This is a genomic window from Cellulomonas sp. NPDC058312, assembly GCF_042880135.1.
GTDB lineage: Bacteria > Actinomycetota > Actinomycetes > Actinomycetales > Cellulomonadaceae > Cellulomonas.
On record NZ_JBHVZE010000005.1, the window covers coordinates 226659 to 245439 of the forward strand.

The 18781-nt window shown below is 71.8% G+C and carries 16 protein-coding genes and 2 tRNA genes; 6 read left to right on the forward strand and 12 right to left on the reverse strand.

Going from position 1 to position 18781, the window contains the following annotated elements:
- Positions 1-145: 145 nt before the first annotated feature.
- A complete protein-coding gene (locus tag ACFVXN_RS16190) occupies positions 146-685 on the reverse strand; it encodes a peptidylprolyl isomerase (RefSeq protein WP_389234711.1) in 540 nt (179 codons plus the stop codon).
- Positions 686-855: 170 nt separating this feature from the next.
- Here ACFVXN_RS16190 and ACFVXN_RS16195 point away from each other — a divergent pair, with 170 nt between their 5' ends.
- Positions 856-1782 (forward strand): hypothetical protein, encoded by a 927-nt coding sequence (locus ACFVXN_RS16195; protein ID WP_389234714.1) that lies wholly within the window; start codon positions 856-858, stop codon positions 1780-1782.
- Positions 1783-1932: 150 nt separating this feature from the next.
- On the opposite strand, the gene ACFVXN_RS16200 is transcribed toward ACFVXN_RS16195, so the two are convergent.
- From ACFVXN_RS16200 to dnaA, 11 genes are all read right to left on the reverse strand, one after another.
- A tRNA-Ala gene (locus ACFVXN_RS16200) sits at positions 1933-2008 on the reverse strand.
- Between the two features lie 52 nt (positions 2009-2060).
- A complete protein-coding gene (locus ACFVXN_RS16205) occupies positions 2061-2180 on the reverse strand; it encodes a DLW-39 family protein (protein WP_389234717.1) in 120 nt (39 codons plus the stop codon).
- Positions 2181-2203: 23 nt separating this feature from the next.
- Positions 2204-2277, reverse strand: a tRNA-Ile gene (locus ACFVXN_RS16210).
- 63 nt (positions 2278-2340) lie between these two features.
- Complete coding sequence (locus tag ACFVXN_RS16215; RefSeq protein WP_389234720.1) at positions 2341-3042, reverse strand: DUF3566 domain-containing protein; 702 nt, start codon at positions 3040-3042, stop codon at positions 2341-2343.
- Positions 3039-5651 (reverse strand): DNA gyrase subunit A, encoded by a 2613-nt coding sequence (gene gyrA / locus ACFVXN_RS16220; RefSeq protein ID WP_389234723.1) that lies wholly within the window; start codon positions 5649-5651, stop codon positions 3039-3041. The genes ACFVXN_RS16215 and gyrA overlap by 4 nt, the downstream gene beginning before the upstream one ends.
- A 70-nt stretch (positions 5652-5721) precedes the next feature.
- Complete coding sequence (gene gyrB / locus ACFVXN_RS16225) at positions 5722-7728, reverse strand: DNA topoisomerase (ATP-hydrolyzing) subunit B (protein ID WP_389234855.1); 2007 nt, start codon at positions 7726-7728, stop codon at positions 5722-5724.
- A 268-nt stretch (positions 7729-7996) separates the two neighbouring features.
- Entirely contained in the window at positions 7997-8587 is a 591-nt protein-coding gene (locus ACFVXN_RS16230) for a DUF721 domain-containing protein (protein ID WP_389234726.1), read from the reverse strand.
- The gene (gene recF / locus ACFVXN_RS16235) at positions 8577-9824 is read right to left on the reverse strand and encodes a DNA replication/repair protein RecF (protein WP_389234729.1); all 1248 of its coding nucleotides are present in this window, start codon (positions 9822-9824) and stop codon (positions 8577-8579) included. The genes ACFVXN_RS16230 and recF overlap by 11 nt, the downstream gene beginning before the upstream one ends.
- Before the next feature lie 9 nt (positions 9825-9833).
- Positions 9834-10784, reverse strand: a complete 951-nt coding sequence (gene gnd / locus ACFVXN_RS16240; protein WP_389234732.1) for a phosphogluconate dehydrogenase (NAD(+)-dependent, decarboxylating) — start codon at positions 10782-10784, stop codon at positions 9834-9836.
- Positions 10785-10931: 147 nt separating this feature from the next.
- Entirely contained in the window at positions 10932-12062 is a 1131-nt protein-coding gene (dnaN, locus tag ACFVXN_RS16245) for a DNA polymerase III subunit beta (protein WP_389234735.1), read from the reverse strand.
- Between the two features lie 645 nt (positions 12063-12707).
- Positions 12708-14153 (reverse strand): chromosomal replication initiator protein DnaA, encoded by a 1446-nt coding sequence (gene dnaA / locus ACFVXN_RS16250; RefSeq protein ID WP_389234737.1) that lies wholly within the window; start codon positions 14151-14153, stop codon positions 12708-12710.
- Between the two features lie 505 nt (positions 14154-14658).
- Here dnaA and rpmH point away from each other — a divergent pair.
- The 5 genes from rpmH to ACFVXN_RS16275 are packed head-to-tail and all read left to right on the forward strand — an operon-like array spanning position 14659 to position 17265.
- Complete coding sequence (gene rpmH / locus ACFVXN_RS16255; protein ID WP_010849920.1) at positions 14659-14796, forward strand: 50S ribosomal protein L34; 138 nt, start codon at positions 14659-14661, stop codon at positions 14794-14796.
- Between the two features lie 14 nt (positions 14797-14810).
- Complete coding sequence (rnpA, locus tag ACFVXN_RS16260; RefSeq protein ID WP_389234740.1) at positions 14811-15203, forward strand: ribonuclease P protein component; 393 nt, start codon at positions 14811-14813, stop codon at positions 15201-15203.
- Positions 15200-15508, forward strand: a complete 309-nt coding sequence (gene yidD / locus ACFVXN_RS16265) for a membrane protein insertion efficiency factor YidD (protein WP_389234743.1) — start codon at positions 15200-15202, stop codon at positions 15506-15508. Before rnpA ends, yidD begins: the two co-directional genes overlap by 4 nt.
- 22 nt (positions 15509-15530) lie before the next feature.
- Positions 15531-16700, forward strand: coding sequence for a membrane protein insertase YidC (gene yidC / locus ACFVXN_RS16270; protein WP_389234746.1), 1170 nt, complete (start codon positions 15531-15533; stop codon positions 16698-16700).
- A 46-nt stretch (positions 16701-16746) separates the two neighbouring features.
- Positions 16747-17265 carry a protein jag gene (locus ACFVXN_RS16275; protein ID WP_389234749.1) on the forward strand — a complete coding sequence of 173 codons (519 nt, stop codon included), beginning with the start codon at positions 16747-16749 and terminating at the stop codon, positions 17263-17265.
- Positions 17266-18781: the final 1516 nt, after the last annotated feature.

Below are 18781 nucleotides of genomic sequence, written 5' to 3' on the forward strand. Positions count from 1 at the left end.
GCCCACCGCAGCCGGCCGCTGGCACTCGGGGCAGGTCGGCCTGCCGCACCGCTGGCACCGCACGTAGGCGATGCGGTCGGGGTGCCGCGGGCAGACCGGCGGGGCCTCGGGGCCGGGGACCGGCTGCGGGTGGGTCATCGAGGTGTCAGGACTCGAACGACACCGACTCGATCACCACGTCCTCGACCGGGCGGTCGCCCGGGCGGACCGGCGTGGTGGCGATGGCGTCCACGACGGCGCGGCTCTCGTCGTCCAGGACCTTGCCGAAGATGGTGTGCTTGCCGTTCAGGTGCGGGGTCGCCGTGACGGTGATGAAGAACTGCGAGCCGTTGGTGCCGCCGACCTGGCCGGTGACCGGGTCGCGACGCAGGCCGGCGTTCGCCATCGCGAGCAGGTACGGCTCGGAGAACCGCAGCTCGGGGTGGATCTCGTCGTCGAAGTTGTAGCCCGGGCCGCCGGTGCCGCGACCGAGGGGGTCGCCGCCCTGGATCATGAAGCCGTCGATGACGCGGTGGAAGATCACGCCGTCGTACAGGGGGGAGGTGCGCTTCTCGCCCGTCGCCGGGTCGGTCCACTCCTTCTCGCCGGTGGCGAGGCCGCGGAAGTTCTCGACGGTGGTCGGGGCGTGGTTCTCGAAGAGCTCGAGCCGGATGTCGCCACGGTTGGTGTGCAGGGTCGCCTTCATGGTCGTCATCCTGTCACGGCCCCCGGGGGGCCCGCCTGTGACGGGACGGGGTGGATCCTGCGCTCTGAGCGGACGTGCGTGCCGTTCTCACCTGCTGCCACCTGCGCGGGAGGCCGGACGGTGGCAGAGTGGGAGGCCACCGGACCAGCTGTGAGCAGGAGTGTGTGGACATGGCCTTCCTGACCCGACGGAGCAAGCTCGAGACCGTCACCGACCACCTGACCGCCGAACGCCTCAAGGGCAGGGCCGCCGACGTCGGCGCCGCCCTCGCGGACGCGGGCGGCAAGGCGGGTGACGGGGCCGGCAAGCTGGCCGCCGCCGCCAAGGTGCAGGCCGCCGACGCGGGCGTCGCGGCGAAGAGCGCCGCCGAGCACGCCGTCGAGTGGACCCAGCCCCGCGTCGAGGCGGCGATCGAGTGGCTGATCCCGCGGATCGACCACCTGTACAAGGAGAGCGTCAGGGCCGCCGCGCCCCGCGTGGAGAAGGCCGCCACCAAGGCGACCCCGGTGATCGACACGGCGCACGACAAGCTCGTCGAGGACCTGCTGCCCAAGCTGGTCCAGGCGGTCAACGACGCGGCGTCGCGCGCCGGTGCTGCCGTCGAGGACGTGGCCGACAAGGCTGCTGCCAAGGGCGGCGCGGTCGCCGCCGCGACCGCAGCCGCCGCGAAGGCCGCCACGAAGGAGAAGAAGTCCCACACGGGCGCCAAGCGCTTCTTCCTCGTCGCGACCGTGGTGGGTGCCGGTGCCGCGGTGTTCGCGTGGACCCGGTCCCGGACCACCACCGACCCCTGGGCCGAGCCGTGGGAGCCCGAGGCCCCGACCGCCGAGCAGCTCCGCGCCCGCGCGGGTGACGCCGCGCAGGCCGTCGGCCAGGCGGCGGGCGAGGCCGTGGCCCGCGGCCGCGAGGCGACGCACAAGGCCGCCGAGCGGGTCGCGGAGGTCCGCGAGGACGTCGAGGAGCGGGTCGCCGACGCCACCGAGAAGCTCTCCGAGGCGACCGAGAAGGTCACCGACGCCGCGAAGAAGGCCGCGCCCCGTCGCGCGGCCCCGAAGAAGCCCGGGACCCCGGCGACGGGCGGGGGCACCGCGGTCTGACGACCGCCGCACGTCACGAGGGCCCGGCACCGCGAGGTGCCGGGCCCTCGTGCTGTCCCGGTCCCTGAGCGCTCGCCGCGGTACGGCGGACACCCCGTGGACGACAAAGGACCCGGCACCCTCGTGGGTGCCGGGTCCTGCGGGCCGTGCTGGTGGAGCCAAGGGGACTCGAACCCCTAACCCCCTGCTTGCAAAGCAGGTGCGCTACCAATTGCGCCATGGCCCCGTCGGTGCCGCGGTGAGCACCCGGATCGGGCCACGTGCGGCGGGGGAGCGTCCTACTCGACGGTGTCGGTGACCTCGGCCCACAGGTCGCGGTCGTCGCGCTCCGCGGCGTACCGCGTCCAGGCGACGTAACCGACGGCGGCGACCGCCGCGAGGAGCAGGAGCTTCTTCATCAGTCCCCCAGGGAACTCGGGAGTGGGCCTAAGAGGACTTGAACCTCTGACCTCTTCCTTATCAGGGAAGCGCTCTAACCGTCTGAGCTATAGGCCCTCGCACGCGCTGGGCGTGCCGGACGAGACTACCCCAGCAGGGGCCGCCCGCCCAAACCGTGCGTCACTCGTCGGTCATGGTGACGTGCACGCCGCCGACCAGGGCGGCCGTGATGTTGTAGAGGAACGCCCCGATCGTGGCCAGCGCCGTGATGAGCAGCACGTCGACGACGGCCACCAGCACGGACACGGAGATCACCCGGTCGAACTCGACGTACTGCATGAGGTCGATGCTCGAGTCCGCGAGGATCTCGGTCACGAGGCCGTTCACCGTGGCGAACACCTGCAGCGAGTCGAGCGTCAGCCAGACCACGGACGTCGCGACGACGATCATGATGCCGATCGCCACGGACATGAGGAACGACAGCTTCATGACCGACCAGGGGTCGACCCGGGAGATCGCGAGCCGCACCCGGCGCGGGCCGGACCCGCTGCTCAGCGACGAGCTCGCGGTCGACGACGTCGCAGCGGGCTTCGCGGGAGCCTGCTTCGCAGCGGCCGGCTTGCCCTCGGACGCCGTGCCCGAGGTGGACCCGGTCCGGGGCGCGGTGCTGGTCGCGGCGGCGCCGGCCGGCTTGGCCGTGCCCGGCTTGGTCGCGGTCGACGAGCCCGTTCCGGGCTTCTCGCCGGCCTTCGGGGTCGTGGCGGTGCCGCGGGCGCTCGTGTCGGTGGCCGTGCGGCCGCCTGCGGGCTTGGCGGTGCCGGGCTTCTTGCCCTGACCCGACGACGTGCGGGGCGGGATGGACGGCGGCGTGTCGCTGCTCACGCATCCTCCTGGGAGGTCTCGTCAGCCGCCGGTGCGTCCGGGGCCGTGGTGGAGCTGGGGTCCTCGAGGGCCGTGGACGTCTCGTCCGGCTCGACCGACTCGCCCACGGTACCCGCCTCGTCGGCCAGGTGACGCTCGATGTTGCGGGCGACCGCGATGATCCGGTCCCCGTTGTCGGGCTTGGCGAAGATGACGCCCTGCGTGGTGCGGCCCGTGGCGTTCACCTCGGACGTCGCGGAGCGCACGATCTTGCCGCGCTCCATGATCACCAGCACCTCGTCCTCCGGGTCCGTGACCAGCGCGCCGACCAGGTCGCCGTTGGCCTCGGGGAGGTTGGCGACCTTGATGCCGAGGCCGCCGCGGCCCTGGACGCGGTAGTTCTCGACCGTGAGGGCGGTGCGCTTGGCGATGCCGCCCTGCGTGACCGTGAACAGGAACGCCTCCTCGCGGACGACGTCCATCGCCAGCAGCTCGTCGTCGGCGCGGAACTTCATGCCGGTGACCCCCGAAGTGGCACGGCCCATCGGGCGCAGCGCCTCGTCGGTCGCGGTGAACCGCAGCGACTGGCCCTTGCGGGACACCAGGATCAGGTCGTTCACGGAGTCGACGATCCGCGCGGACACGAGCTCGTCGGGGAGGCCGTTCTCGTCCTCGCGCAGGTTGATCGCGATGACGCCGCCGGACCGGTTGGAGTCGTACTCGGACAGGCGGGTCTTCTTGACCAGGCCGCGGGCGGTGGCGAGCACCAGGTACTCGGCCTGGTCGTAGTCACGCAGGTCCAGGACCTGGGCGATCTTCTCGCCCGGCTGGAACGCCAGCAGGTTCGCGACGTGCTGGCCCTTGGCGTCGCGGCCGCCCTCGGGCAGCTCGTAGGCCTTCGCGCGGTACACGCGGCCGAGGTTCGTGAAGAACAGCAGCCAGTGGTGCGTCGTCGTGACGAAGAAGTGGTCGACGATGTCGTCCTCGCGCAGCTGGGCGCCGCGGACGCCCTTGCCGCCGCGCCGCTGGGCCCGGTAGTTGTCGGACCGGGTGCGCTTCGCGTAGCCGCCGCGGGTGATGGTGACGACCATCTCCTCCTCGGCGATGAGGTCCTCGACGGACACCTCGCCGTCGAACGGCAGGATCGTGGTGCGGCGCTCGTCGCCGTACTTGTCGACGATCTCGTCCATCTCGTCGCGGACGATGCCGCGCTGCCGCTCGGGGGACTCGAGGATCGCGCGGTAGCCCTGGATCTCCTGCTCGAGCTTCGCGTAGTCGTCGAGGATCTTCTGGCGCTCGAGGGCCGCCAGCCGGCGCAGCTGGAGCGTGAGGATCGCGTTCGCCTGGACCTCGTCGATGTCCAGCATCGCCATCAGGCCGGTGCGGGCCTCGTCGGCGTCGGGGGAGCGGCGGATCAGCGCGATGACCTCGTCCAGCGCGTCCAGCGCCTTGAGGTAGCCGCGGTAGATGTGGATCTGCTCCTCGGCCTTGCGCAGCCGGAAGCTGGTGCGCCGGACGATGACCTCGAGCTGGTGGGTCGTCCAGTGCCGGATGAACGCGTCGAGGCTGAGCGTGCGCGGCACGCCGTCGACCAGCGCGAGCATGTTCGCGCCGAACGTGTCCTGCAGCTGCGTGTGCTTGTAGAGGTTGTTCAGCACGACCTTCGCGACGGCGTCGCGCTTGAGCACGACCACCAGGCGCTGGCCGGTGCGGCCCGACGTCTCGTCGCGGATGTCCGCGATGCCCTGGACGCGGTTCTCGCGGACCAGGTCGGCGATCTTCTTCGCGAGGGTGTCGGGGTTCACCTGGTACGGCAGCTCGGTGACGACGAGGCAGATCCGGCCCTGGATCTCCTCGACCTCCACGACCGCGCGCATCGTGATGGAGCCGCGACCGGTGCGGTACGCCTCCTCGATGCCCTTGTGGCCGAGGATCGTGGCGCCGGTGGGGAAGTCGGGGCCCTTGACCCGGGTCAGGAGGGCCGCGAGCAGCTCCTCCTTCGACGCCTCCGGGTTGTCGAGGTGCCAGCGGACGCCCTCGGCGACCTCGCGCAGGTTGTGCGGCGGGATGTTCGTCGCCATGCCGACCGCGATGCCCGCCGAGCCGTTGACCAGCAGGTTCGGGAACCGCGACGGGAGGATCGACGGCTCCTGGGTGCGGCCGTCGTAGTTGTCCTGGAAGTCGACGGTGTCCTCGTCGATGTCCCGGACCATCTCCATCGCGAGCGGCGCCATCTTGCACTCGGTGTACCGCGGGGCGGCCGCCGGGTCGTCACCGGGGGAGCCGAAGTTGCCCTGGCCGGCGACGAGCGGGTACCGCAGCGACCAGTCCTGCACCAGGCGGACCAGGGCGTCGTAGATCGCCGTGTCGCCGTGCGGGTGGTACTTGCCCATGACGTCGCCGACGACGCGGCTGCACTTGGAGAACTGCCGGTCGGGGCGGTAGCCGCCGTCGTACATGGCGTACAGGACTCGGCGGTGCACCGGCTTGAGGCCGTCGCGGACGTCCGGGAGCGCGCGGCCCACGATGACGGCCATCGCGTAGTCCAGGTAGGACCGCTGCATCTCGAGCTGCAGGTCCACCTGGTCGATGCGGCCGTGCTCGATGTTGTCGCCGGTCAGCTCAGTCACAGGTCAGGTCCTTCGGTGGGACTGGACCCGGCGCGTGGCGTGCGCCGGGAGGTCGGGGAGTCGGGGGAGGTCAGATGTCCAGGAACCGCACGTCGCGCGCGTTGCGCTGGATGAACGAGCGGCGGGACTCGACGTCCTCACCCATGAGCACCGAGAAGATCTCGTCGGCGGCCGCGGCCTCGTCCAGCGTGACCTGCAGCAGCGTGCGGTGCTCGGGGGACATGGTCGTCTCCCAGAGCTCCGAGTAGTCCATCTCGCCCAGACCCTTGTAGCGCTGGATCGAGTTCTCCTTGGGGATCCGCTTGCCCTTGGCCTGGCCGTCGGCCAGCACCGCGTCGCGCTCCCGGTCCGAGTACACGTAGTCGTGCGGGGAGTTCGACCACTTGATGCGGTAGAGCGGCGGCTGGGCCATGTAGACGTGGCCCTTGAGGATCAGCTCCGGCATGTACCGGTAGAGCAGCGTCAGCAGCAGGGTGCGGATGTGCTGGCCGTCGACGTCGGCGTCGGCCATCAGCACGATCTTGTGGTACCGGAGCTTGGAGAGGTCGAAGTCCTCGCCGATGCCCGTGCCGAACGCGGTGATGAGCGCCTGGACCTCGGCGTTGCCGAGCGCGCGGTCGAGCCGGGCCCGCTCGACGTTGAGGATCTTGCCGCGCAGCGGGAGGATCGCCTGCGTCTGCGGGTTCCGGCCGCGGACGGCCGAGCCGCCGGCCGAGTCGCCCTCGACGATGAAGATCTCGCACTCGGCGGGGTGGTTGGACTGGCAGTCCTTGAGCTTGCCGGGCATCGAGTTGGACTCGAGCAGGCCCTTGCGGCGGGTCGCCTCGCGGGCCTTGCGGGCCGCGAGCCGGGCCTGCGACGCCTGGATGGCCTTCCGGATGACGTCGCGCGCCTCGTTCGGGTGCGAGTCCAGCCAGTCGGCGAGCTGCTCGTTGACGACGCGCTGCACGAACGTCTTCGCCTCGGTGTTGCCGAGCTTGGTCTTGGTCTGGCCCTCGAACTGCGGCTCGCCGAGCTTGATCGACACGACGGCCGTCAGGCCCTCGCGGATGTCGTCGCCGGTGAGGTTGTCGTCCTTCTCCTTGAGGATGCCCTTGTCGCGGGCGTAGCGGTTGACCAGCGAGGTCATCGCCGCGCGGAAGCCCTCCTCGTGGGTGCCGCCCTCGGTGGTGGAGATGGTGTTCGCGTAGGTGTGCACCGACTCCGAGTAGGCGCTGGTCCACTGCATCGCGACCTCGAGCGACAGCCGGCGCTCGGTGTCCTCGGCCTCGAAGTCGATGACGTCGGGGTGCACGAGGTCGACCTTCTTGGCCGAGTTCAGGTGCTTGACGTAGTCCACCAGGCCGCCGTCGTACTTGTACGTGACCGACCGGAACGGCTGCGGGGTGGCGTCGGTGGCGTCCGTGCCCTCGCCCGCGACCTCGTCCTCGGTGTCCGCGTGCGCGGGCCGCTCGTCGGTCAGCGAGATCTGCAGGCCCTTGTTGAGGAACGCCATCTGCTGGAACCGGGACCGGAGGGTCTCGAAGTCGTACTCGACCGTCTCGAAGATGCTCGGGTCGGCCCAGAACGTCTGCGCCGTCCCGGTCTCGTCGGTCGCGTCGCCGCGGCGCAGCTCGCCGTTCGGCTTGCCGCCGTCGTGGAAGTCCTGCTCCCAGGTGTAGCCGTCGCGCTTGACGACGGTCTGGACCTTCGTCGACAGGGCGTTGACCACGGAGATGCCGACGCCGTGCAGGCCGCCGGACACCGCGTACCCGCCGCCACCGAACTTGCCGCCGGCGTGCAGGATCGTCATGACGACCTCGACCGTCGGCCGGCCCTCGGTCGGGTGGATCGCGACCGGGATGCCACGGCCGTTGTCGACCACGCGCACGCCGCCGTCGGCGAGCAGGGTGACCTCGATGTGGTCGCAGTAGCCGGCGAGGGCCTCGTCGACCGAGTTGTCGACGACCTCGTAGACGAGGTGGTGCAGGCCGCGCTCGCCGGTCGAGCCGATGTACATGCCGGGACGCTTGCGGACCGCCTCGAGGCCCTCGAGGACCGTGATCTGGGAGGCGTCGTAGGCGGGAGTCCCGTTCACCGTCCCCCCGGGTGCGTCCTGCGCGGGAGTCGGTCCGGTGGAGGGGCTCTGGTCAGCCACGGGCGGAAGTGCTCCTCAGTTCTCACACGCGGCGGAGGCGCCCGTCCTCCCGCTGGGAGAGCAGATCACTCCACGACGACGGAGATCGTGCGTCCTGGACCGGCGCAGACGCGCCAGAGATGTCGATTCCCAGTGTACCCGCCCCCGGCCCGGAAGCCCCGGATTCGCGGCCCTCCTGGGGACGACGGCCGGCGCGGCGCCCGCGCGGTCAGCCCCAGGTGTCCCGGGCGCCCCGCCCGCGGACCGAGCGCTTGCCCTTGCCGAACCCCGGACCGGCCGGTCCCAGCACCCGCACCTCGCGCACCACGCCCTCGCCGACGTCCTCCGACAGCCGCCTGACCAGCTGCGGGGCGAGCATCTTCAGCTGCTGCGCCCACGCCGACGAGTCGGTCCGGACCACGAGCACGCCCTCCGCGAAGGTCTCGGGCGTGCAGTGGTCGGCGATCTGGTCGCCCACCACGTCGCGCCAGCGGCCGACGACCCCGCCGACCGACACCTCCTGCACCCAGCCGCGGTCCCGGAACAGCGACGCCATCGTGCTGGACACCGTCTGCGGGTCCCGCGCGTGCGCGCCCGGGCCGCCGCGCTCCGTCGGGGACAGGGGAGAGCGGCCGCGCGCCTTCTCGCCGGGCCGGTAGCCCTTCGACCGGGCGACCGAGCGGAACCGGGCCAGCGACATCCGCGCCATCTGCGCACCCGGGGTGACCTCGAGCTGCTCGCAGACGGGCACGGTGGGGTCGACGGCCGGGACGGCGGGGGCGTCCGGGTCGGGCGTGGGGGAGACCTCGTCAGCCGACACGGGCGACCTCGGACGCCAGCACGTCGAACCGTGCCCCCGCGAGCCGGTCGGGCACGTCGCCGGGCACCGCGGCCGTGACGAACACCTGCCGCGCACCGGCGACCATCTCCGACAGGCGCTGCCGCCGCTTCGCGTCGAGCTCGGCGAACACGTCGTCGAGCATCAGCACGGGCTCGCCGTCGGGGCCGGAGTCCGCCACCCACAGCCGGGCGGCGTCGTCGGGCGTGCCCGCCTGCGGCCCGTGGGTCAGCAGCTCGTACGACGCCAGGCGCAGGGCGAGCGCGAACGACCAGGACTCGCCGTGGCTCGCGTAGCCCTTCGCCGGCAGCTCGCCGAGGGTCAGCACCAGGTCGTCGCGGTGCGGACCCACCAGGCACACGCCCCGCTCGAGCTCCTTCGGGCGCACGCGCGCCAGCGCCTCGAGCATCTGCGCCTCGACGACCTGCGCGGTCGCGGTCGCCCCGGACGCCGCGCGCTCCTCGGGCGGCAGCCGGTCGGCGTCCGGGCCGTCCAGCACCGCGGTGAGGGAGGACCGGTAGGTGACGCGCGCGTCGCCCTGCCCGTCGCTGACCCGCTCGTAGGCGTCGGCGACGTACGGGCCGAGGGCGGTGACGACCGCCTGCCGGGCGACGATCACCTGGGCTGCGAGCTCCGCGAGCTTGGCGTCCCAGACGTCGAGCGTGCTCAGGTCCAGGTTCGACCGCGAGCCGCGGAACCCGGCCGCGGACTTGAGCAGGGCGGTCCGCTGCCGCACCACCCGGTCGTACTCGCTGAACACGCCGGCCAGCCGGGGCGTGACCTGCACGGCCAGCTCGTCGACGAACCGCCGCCGGCCGTCGGGGTCGCCCTTGACCAGCGCCAGGTCCTCGGGCGCGAACAGCACCGAGCGCAGCGCGCCGACCACGTCGCGGGAGCGTGCCGCGGTGCCGTTGAGCTTCACGCGGTTCGACCGGCCCGAGCCGAGCTGCAGGTCGATCACCAGCGCCCGCTCGGAGCCGTCGTCCTGCGCGCGCACGATCCGGGACCGCACCACCGCCGCCGACGCCCCGGCTCGCACGAGCGGGGCGTCGGTCGGCACGCGGTGGCTGGAGAACGTCGAGACGTAGCCGATCGCCTCGACGAGGTTGGTCTTGCCCTGCCCGTTCGGCCCCACGAGCGCGGTGATCCCGGGCTCGAAGGTGAGGTCGACCTGGTGGTACGACCGGAAGTCCGTCAGCGACAGGTGCGAGACGTACATCGAGCGGCGTCAGCCCTCCGAGCGCACGCCGGGGGGCGTGGCACCGGAGACCGGGGCACGATGAGTACCAGGGGCCTTCGCTGCATGGACAGCGTGGCCGCCGAACTGCTGCCGCAGGGCCGCGACCGCCTTCATCGCGGGGGACTGCTCCTGGCGGGACTGGAAGCGCGCGAACAGCGCGGCGGTGATGACCGGCAGCGGCACGGCGGCGTCGATCGCCTCGTCCACGGTCCAGCGGCCCTCGCCCGAGTCGGCGACCCAGTCGTCGATCGCCTCGAACGCCTGGTCCTCCTCGAGCGCCTTGACCAGCAGCTCCAGCAGCCAGGACCGCACGACGGTGCCGCGCTGCCAGGCCTTCATGGTGCCGGCGACGTCGGTGACGATGTCCTTCGCGGCGAGCAGCTCGTAGCCCTCGGCGTACGCCTGCATGAGGCCGTACTCGATGCCGTTGTGCACCATCTTCGCGTAGTGGCCCGCGCCGACCTCGCCGGCGTGCACGAAGCCCTCCTCGCGGGGGCCCTCGGGGCGCAGCGCGTCGAAGACGGGCATGACGCGCTCGACCTGCGCGGCGTCGCCGCCGACCATGAGGCCGTAGCCGTTCGCGAGGCCCCAGACGCCGCCGGAGACACCGACGTCGAGGAAGTGGACGCCCTTCGCGCCGAGCTGCTGCGCGTGGCCCTTGTCGTCGCCGAAGTACGAGTTGCCGCCGTCGATGACGAGGTCGCCCTCGCCCAGCAGGCCGCCGAGCTCCTCGATCACCGCGTGGGTCACGGCGCCGGCGGGGACCATCACCCACACGACGCGCTCACCGGCGGGGAGGGCCTGCACCAGGTCGGCCAGCGACGCGACGTCGGAGACCTCCGGGTTCTGGTCGTACCCCGTGACGTCGATCCCTGCGCCCCGCATCCGGTCGCGCATGTTCGCGCCCATCCTGCCGAGACCCACCAGGCCGATCCGCATCGCTCCACCTCTCCTCGCCCGACCGCCGGCGGGTGGTCCTGCGTCCCGCGGCGACATCTGTCGCCCGCCATTGTCCTGCTGCGGGCTGGTCCTGACGAACGAGACGGGCGTCTCGCCGGTCACACCCCGGGCGCCGGAGCGCCCGGGTCAGGAGGCGAAGCGGATGGGGACCAGGAGGTAGCGGTACTCCTTGAGGTCCTCGCCCTCGAGCGACTCCTGGCCGGTGAACTCGACCGGCTTGTTCGGGTGCGTGAACGACAGACGGACGAACGACGTGGTCAGCGCCCCGAGCCCGTCCAGCAGGAACTGGGGGTTGAACGCCACCGCGATGTCGTCGCCGACCAGCGTGGCCTCCAGCGCCTCGGACGCCTGGGCGTCGTCGCCCTGGCCGGCGTCGAGGACGACCTGGCCGTCGGTGAACGTCAGCCGGATCGGGGTGTTGCGCTCCGCGACCAGGGCGACGCGCTTGGCGGCGTCGGCCAGCAGCTGCGTGTTGACCACGGCGTGGATCGGCGACTCGTCCGGGAACAGGCGGCGCACGGCGGGGTAGTCGCCGTCGACCAGCAGCGACGTCGTGTGCCGACCGCCGGCCTCGAAGCCGACGAGGTCGACGCCCTGGCCGGCCGCGAGGCCGACGTTGACCGAGCCGGAGGCCCCGAGCGACTTCGCCGCGTCGGACAGCGTGCGGGCGCGGACCAGCGCGACCTGCGACGCGTCGGGGAACGCGGGCTTCCAGGTGAGCTCCCGCAGCGCGAGGCGGTACCGGTCGGTCGCGAGCAGCGTGACCTTCTCGCCCTCGATCTCGACGCGGACGCCGGTGAGCAGCGGCAGGGTGTCGTCCCGGCTCGCGGCGACGGTGACCTGGGCGACGGCCTTGGTGAGCTCGTCGCCGTCGACCGTGCCCGTCAGCGGGGGCATCGACGGCAGCTGGGGGTAGTCCTCGACCGGCATGGTCAGCAGCGTGAACCGGCTCGCCCCGCAGGTGACGGTGACCTTGGTGCCGTCGAGCTGCACGTCGACCGGCTTGCCGGGCAGGGCGCGGGAGATCTCCGCGAGCAGCCGGCCGGAGACCAGGACCGTGCCGGGCTCGCTGACGTCGGCGGGGATCTCCGAGCGGGCCGAGACCTCGTAGTCGAAGCTCGCCAGTCGCAGCGTGCCGTCGGTGTCGGCCTCGATGCGGACGCCGGCCAGCACGGGGACCGGGGGACGGGTGGGCAGGCTGCGAGCGATCCACGTGACGGCTTCTGCGAGGACGTCACGTTCGACGCGGAACTTCATGCCCCACCCTCTCGGTCTGGGGGATCACGCGGATCCCGTGCGGTGCGTAGCGGTGCTGGTGCGAGGACCCGCCGCGGACCCGGGAGGGTCGGCAGCAGTAGCCCCGAACACTACGCGAGAGGCCAGCCCTGGCGGTACCGATGCGGGGACGGGCTGTGGACGAGGTCGGTGGGCCTGGATCGTTCGTCAGGAACCGTTGTGCGGGCGAGGACGTGGTGGTCCTCGGCGTTCCCCGGCCGGTTCCTGCCGGTCGGTCGTCGGATCGGCTCGGCAGAGCACTGACGGCCTGTGGATCTTCTTCCTAGGGATCAGTCGTCGTCATCGTCGGTTCTGTGAATCCTGGGGACGACGCGTCCAGGCGCAGGTCCGGGCACCTTTTCGGTTGTGCACAGCCCCTGTGGACCCGCTGGGGACGACGAGCGCGAACGTGGACGACGCTCCCGGCGTCCTTCTGCGTCCACCGAGAGCCCACGATGCGTCCACACGAATCCTGGGGGTCGTCCACCGGTATCCACAGGTGCGTCCACAGGTGTGAGTAATCGTCCCAGGCATGTTTCAGGCAGCGGTTGAGGTCGAGGTCCGAGGAACGTCGAAGGCCCGCCACCGGCGTACCGGGGCGGGCCTTCACGAGCGGGTCCGGGTCGTTCAGACCCGGCTCTCCTGCTTGATGCGGTTGGTGAGCTCCGTGACCTGGTTGAAGATCGACCGGCGCTCCGCCATCAGCTCGCGGATCTTGCGGTTCGCGTGCATCACGGTCGTGTGGTCACGACCGCCGAACGCCTGTCCGATCTTCGGCAGCGACAGGTCGGTCAGCTCGCGGCACAGGTACATGGCGATCTGGCGTGCCGTCACCAGCACCCGGGACCGCGACGAGCCGCACAGGTCCTCGATGCTCAGCCCGAAGTACGCGGCCGTCTGGCCGATGACGGCGGTGGCCGTGATCGTCGCCTGGTCGTCGTCGGTGATGAGGTCCTTCAGCACGATCTCCGCCAGCGACAGGTCGACCTGCTGCCGGTTGAGGTTCGCGAACGCCGTGACGCGGATCAGCGCGCCCTCGAGCTCGCGGATGTTGGTCGAGATCTTCGACGCGATGTACTCCAGCACGTCGTGCGGGGCCTGCAGCTTGTCGTTCGCCGACTTCTTGCGCAGGATCGCGATCCGCGTCTCGAGGTCCGGCGGCTGCACGTCGGTGATGAGGCCCCACTCGAACCGGGAACGCATCCGGTCCTCGAACCCGTTCAGCTGCTTGGGCGGCAGGTCCGAGGTGATGACCACCTGCTTGTTCGCGTTGTGCAGCGTGTTGAAGGTGTGGAAGAACTCCTCCATCGTCTGTTCCTTGCCCTGCAGGAACTGGATGTCGTCGATGAGGAGGACGTCGACCTCGCGGTAGCGGCGCTGGAAGGCACCGGCCTTGCCCTCACCGATGGAGTTGATGAAGTCGTTGGTGAACTCCTCGGAGTTCACGTACCGCACGCGCACCGAGGGGTACAGGTTCCGGGCGTAGTGCCCGATCGCGTGCAGCAGGTGCGTCTTGCCCAGCCCGGAGTCGCCGTAGATGAACAGCGGGTTGTACGCCTTCGCGGGCGCCTCCGCCACGGCCACGGCCGCCGCGTGCGCGAACCGGTTGGACGACCCGATGACGAACGTCTCGAACAGGTACTTGGGGTTCAGCCTCGCGGGCTCCACGCTCGGCGTCGGGCCGGCGGGCTCGCGCCGGAAGCCCTCGGAGCGGACCGGGGCGTCGAGGTGCGCGCTGTCACCGGTGCTCGGGTGGCCGGTGGCGGCGAGCGCGGGAGCGACCGGCTCGTCGTCGGTCGGTCGGGCGGGCGGCGGGGACGCGGTCAGCGCGGCATCGGCCGAGCCCGTCTCCAGCGAGGGGTCCACGGTGATCGCGAACCGGGCCTCGCGGCCCAGGGCCGACGCCAGGGCGTCCGAGACCTCCTGACGCACGCGCGTCTCGAGGTAGTCCTTCGTGAGGTCGTTGCCGACCGCGAGGAGCATCGTGCCGTCGAGCAGCCCGAGCGGCTTCGCCAGCCGTACGAACGCGAGCTGGCGCGGCGTGATGTCCGGGCTCGCGTCGAGCTGAGCCATCGCGGCCGACCAGACCTGGCTCAGCTGATCGTCCTGTCCTGACACCTGTACCTCGCTGCCGTCGTGTGTCGCGGTGGTCGAGTGTCGCACGCCGCGGTCGGGCGTCCACAGACTTGTCCACACCTGTGCGTGACGGTCGGTCGCGCACGATCCCGGCGATGCGGGGGTCGGACCGGGGTCCGCGGTGCGGCGTTGTCCACAGCCCTGAACGGCTCTGTCCACCGGGTGGGGAGAGGCGGTCGCTGCGGGACGCTCGACGGACGATGCTAGTGGCCGCGACCGGCCCGCGGGAGAGGGGGCGTCGTCCCGGTCGTGCCGCGGTGGGCGGCGGGTTTGACCCCTGCGCGCTCCCGACGTAACGTTGTGCAGCCTTCCTGATGGCTCCTGCTGGCGTGCCCTGACGCTAGACCCGTCTCGCGACGTGGGTACCGGAGCAGTCGAGCACGGCACAGACCTGGCTGCACGCGCGCGTGCAGTCGACGCACCGAAGTACGTGGAGACCATCGTGAGCAAGCGGACCTTCCAGCCGAACAACCGGCGTCGTGCCAAGACGCACGGTTTCCGTCTGCGTATGCGGACGCGTGCCGGCCGCGCGATCCTCGCCGCCCGTCGGCGCAAGGGTCGCGCCGAGCTGTCGGCCTGACACCACCTGACGCGGTGCTGCCCGCCGCGCACCGGATGCGACGGTCCGCCGACTTCGAGCGGACCGTGCGCAGCGGTGTGCGCGCCGGGCGGAACACGCTCGTGGTGCACCTCGTGACGCGAACCGACCCCGGACCTGGTCCGGCGGTCGGTTTCGTCGTGTCCAAGGGCGTCGGCAACGCCGTGACACGCAACCGGGTCAAGCGGCGCCTGCGGGCGCTGGCCACGGAGCGCATCGGTGCGCTGCCCGCGGACGCCGACCTGGTCGTCCGGGCCCTCGGACCCGCCGCGACGGCCGACTACGCCACGCTGGGCCAGGAGCTCGACGGTGCCCTGCGCACCGCCGGACGTCGCCGCACCGAGCGTGGACGTGGCGCCGCCGGCACCGCGTCCGAGGGTCGGCGATGAGCACCCCGAGCGTCGCCGCGGCTCTGCGTGGCGTCCTGCGGTTCCCGCGTCGGCTGCTCGTGCTCGCGATCCGCGGGTACCAGCGGTTCCTGTCCCCCCTCACCCCGCCGACCTGCCGGTTCTACCCCTCGTGCAGCCAGTACGCCGTGATCGCCCTCGAGCGGCACGGCGTCCTGCGCGGGACGCGGCTGGCGGTCTGGCGGGTCCTGCGCTGCAACCCGTGGAACCCGGGGGGCGTCGACGACGTTCCACCGGCGGGGCCGCACCGTCGACACCCGCACCGCGCGGTCGCCTCCGCGCACTGACCTTCCCCTGGAGAGTTCCCCGATGAGCTGGTTCGACGGCCTGCTGTATCCGATCATGGTCGCTGTGGCCTGGATCATGGTCCAGTTCCACAGCCTGTTCGACTTCCTCGGCCTCGACCCGGCCGGTGGTCTGGCGTGGGGCCTGTCGATCGTCGGCCTCGTGATCGTGATGCGGATCATCCTGATCCCGCTGTTCTTCAAGCAGATCAAGGCGTCGCGCGGCATGCAGCTGCTCGCGCCGGACATGAAGAAGATCCAGGCGAAGTACAAGGGGAAGACGGACCCCGCGTCCCGCGAGGCGATGAGCCGCGAGACGATGGAGCTGTACCGCAAGCACGGGACCAACCCGTTCTCGTCCTGCCTGCCGATCCTCGCGCAGTCGCCGATCTTCTTCGCGCTGTTCCGCGTGCTCAACTCGTTGCCCGCGCTCGCGTCCGGCGACTACGTGCGGGACAACCTCGGCCCGCTGACCCAGGACCTCGCGTCGCAGGCCGAGCAGGCCAGCATCTTCGGCGCGCCGCTGTCGGCGACCTTCATGAACGCGGCCGAGTTCGGCGACGCCGCCGTGCACGTCCGGATCGTCACCATCCTGCTCGTCGTCGCGATGTCCGCGACCACGTTCCTCACCCAGCGCCAGCTGACGATGAAGAACATGCCGCCGGCCGCCCTCGAGGGCCCGATGGCGCAGCAGCAGAAGATGCTCATGTACGTCTTCCCGCTGATCTTCGCCTTCTCCGGCGTGAACTTCCCGATCGGTGTGCTGCTCTACTGGACCACCACCAACCTGTGGTCGATGGGGCAGCAGTTCTACACGATCCGCCGGATGCCGGCGCCGGGCTCGCAGGCCGAGAAGGCGCTCAAGGCGCGGCAGGCCAAGAAGGCCGCGCACAAGGGCATCACGATCGAGGAGGACCGCCCCACGATCGAGGAGCGTCCGGTCTCGGGCCAGCGGCAGCAGCCGGTCGGCAAGGCGCGCGCGAAGAAGCAGCAGCCCCGACCCGCGGGCTCCGCCACGGCGACCACCTCCGCCGGCGCGGCCGCGTCGAGCGCCGCCGAGGAGTCCCCGTCCGGGTCCACCGCGTCCCCGGAGCCGGGCGCGACCGGCGGCCCCGCACCGGCGAAGAAGAAGCGCAACGGCACCGGCGGCGGCAAGGGCGGCAGCACGCCCGGCGGCACTCCGGACGCCGGCTAGACCTCGCGTCCCGACGCGCACCCCGTTCCCCCAGCAAGGAGCAGAGATGACCACTCCCACCGGCGCCACCGGCGAGGCCGGCACGGCATCCGCGTCGCGCCTCGAAGAAGAGGGCGAGATCGCCGCGGACTACCTCGAGGAGCTCCTCGACATCGCGGACCTCGACGGTGACATCGACATCGACGTCGACCACGGTCGCGCGGCGGTCGAGATCGTGGCGGAGGAGGGCACCGAGCGTGCGCTCCGCCGGCTCGTCGGCGAGGACGGCGAGGTGCTCGACGCCCTCCAGGAGCTGACCCGGCTCGCCGTCCAGGCGAAGACCGGCGACCGCAGCCGGCTGATGCTCGACATCGCCGGCTACCGGGCCGGCCGCAAGGTCGAGCTCGTCAAGGTCGCCGAGGAGGCGATCGCCCGCGTGCGTGAGTCCGGCACCCAGGTGGCGCTCGACCCGATGAACCCGTTCGAGCGGAAGGTCGTGCACGACGCCGTCGCCGCGGCGGGCCTGACGTCCGACTCGGACGGCGTGGAGCCGTCCCGGTTCGTCGTGGTCAAGCCCGCGAGCTGATCTGGATGCCTTCGTCCGAAGGCACCGAGAGGCCGGTCCCGTTCGGGACCGGCCTCTTGCGTTTCTCGGGAGCGGCTCACGATGGCTCTGAGCGCGGTCCTTTTTCTGTGAAGTAGTGGCGGAAAAGCGCCGGACGGGCCGATTGCTGCCGCGCGCTCGTGACGCGGCCCATCGTGCGCGATGGAGCGCCCCGGCCGACCCTGCGGGCGCGGGACGGCGCGATCACTCTGCGTACGTGGGATGGCAGCGGGGGAGTGCCGCCCGACCGGTGTGGTCTCCCGCTCGTGGTGCCAGGTGCCGGGCGTCAGGAGCCGGGTGTCAGGGCCGCGGGCGCGCGTCCCGTGGCGGTGCGGGCCTGTTGCTGTTCGCCGCGCCGGCCTGGTCCGGAGACCAGCGACAAGCGTGGCCGGTTCCGATGACCCGGCGGCAAGGGCCGGGCCCGTGCCGACCGACGGTGGTAGAGCGGCGCGGGCAGAGCAGGGGGAGGCCTTGGGAGCTGGCACTAGCCGCGCTCAGGGGACGGTGGGGGGGCGTGGGGCGTGAATGGGTAACCCGGAGGCATCGTGCGCGGCGCGCGGGTGGTGGTGGGCCGGCACAGGCTGCTGGCGGAACGGCAGTGTCGACGGCAGGGATGAGGTCTCGACCCGCGGCACGGGCGCGGCGACGGGGAGCGCCGCGCGGCAGCCGCTCGCGCCGAACGACTGCTTCGGTCCTGGCGCCAGGCAAGCCGTGTCGCACCTCGTCCGGTGTTCCACGTGGAACACCGGACGAGGTGCGAGTCTCAGCGCGCCCGCGCGCGTCCTTCGACACGTCCGACTCGGGGTCGGGAGCGGTACGCAACGGGCTCCGTGCGGGGAGCGAGGCGGAGAGGACGTCGGAGGGCGCGTCGGGCACGCGGCCCGAGGGTCGGGTCCTGGGCGCGCGCGCGGAGCTCATACGTGGAGGGCCGGGTCCGGCGGTTCGACGAGGAGCCGAGGAGTGGCGGGTCGGAGGGTGCCGAGAGGCGCGGCTGGGGCACGAGGAACGAGAGGCCGGCCGGGCTGACGCGGAACGGGAGGCTCCAGCTGCACGTGGAACGCGGGGCCGAGCGCGCGTGGGGTGTGGGGGCCACGTGGAACCCCCGAGGCCGTCAGCTTCTCCGTGACCGGGCGCGACCGGACCTGCACCGGTGCTGGCGTGGAGGTGGCTCGAGAGCAACGGCGGCCGAACGCTCTCGCAGTCGGGAGGCGTGACTGGTCCGGAGTGTGCGCCGGTGCAGGTCCGCGCGCGTGCGAAGGACGGGGGTTCGGCGGGTGGACGGAGAACTGCCCCGACGGACGAACCCCGCGACGGGTGCAGGCTGACCGAGCGAGACCAGACCGAGGGCGACGACATCGTGAGCGCCGGTCCCGGTGATTCCTTCGTCCCGCCGACCCGGGCGCTTGCGCGCCCTCGCCGGTGTGGCCAGCTGGTGGGGTGTGGCGAACGCTGAGGCAACGATCCGGGCTCGCGGAGGGCGCTGGGGCCGAGACGCGTC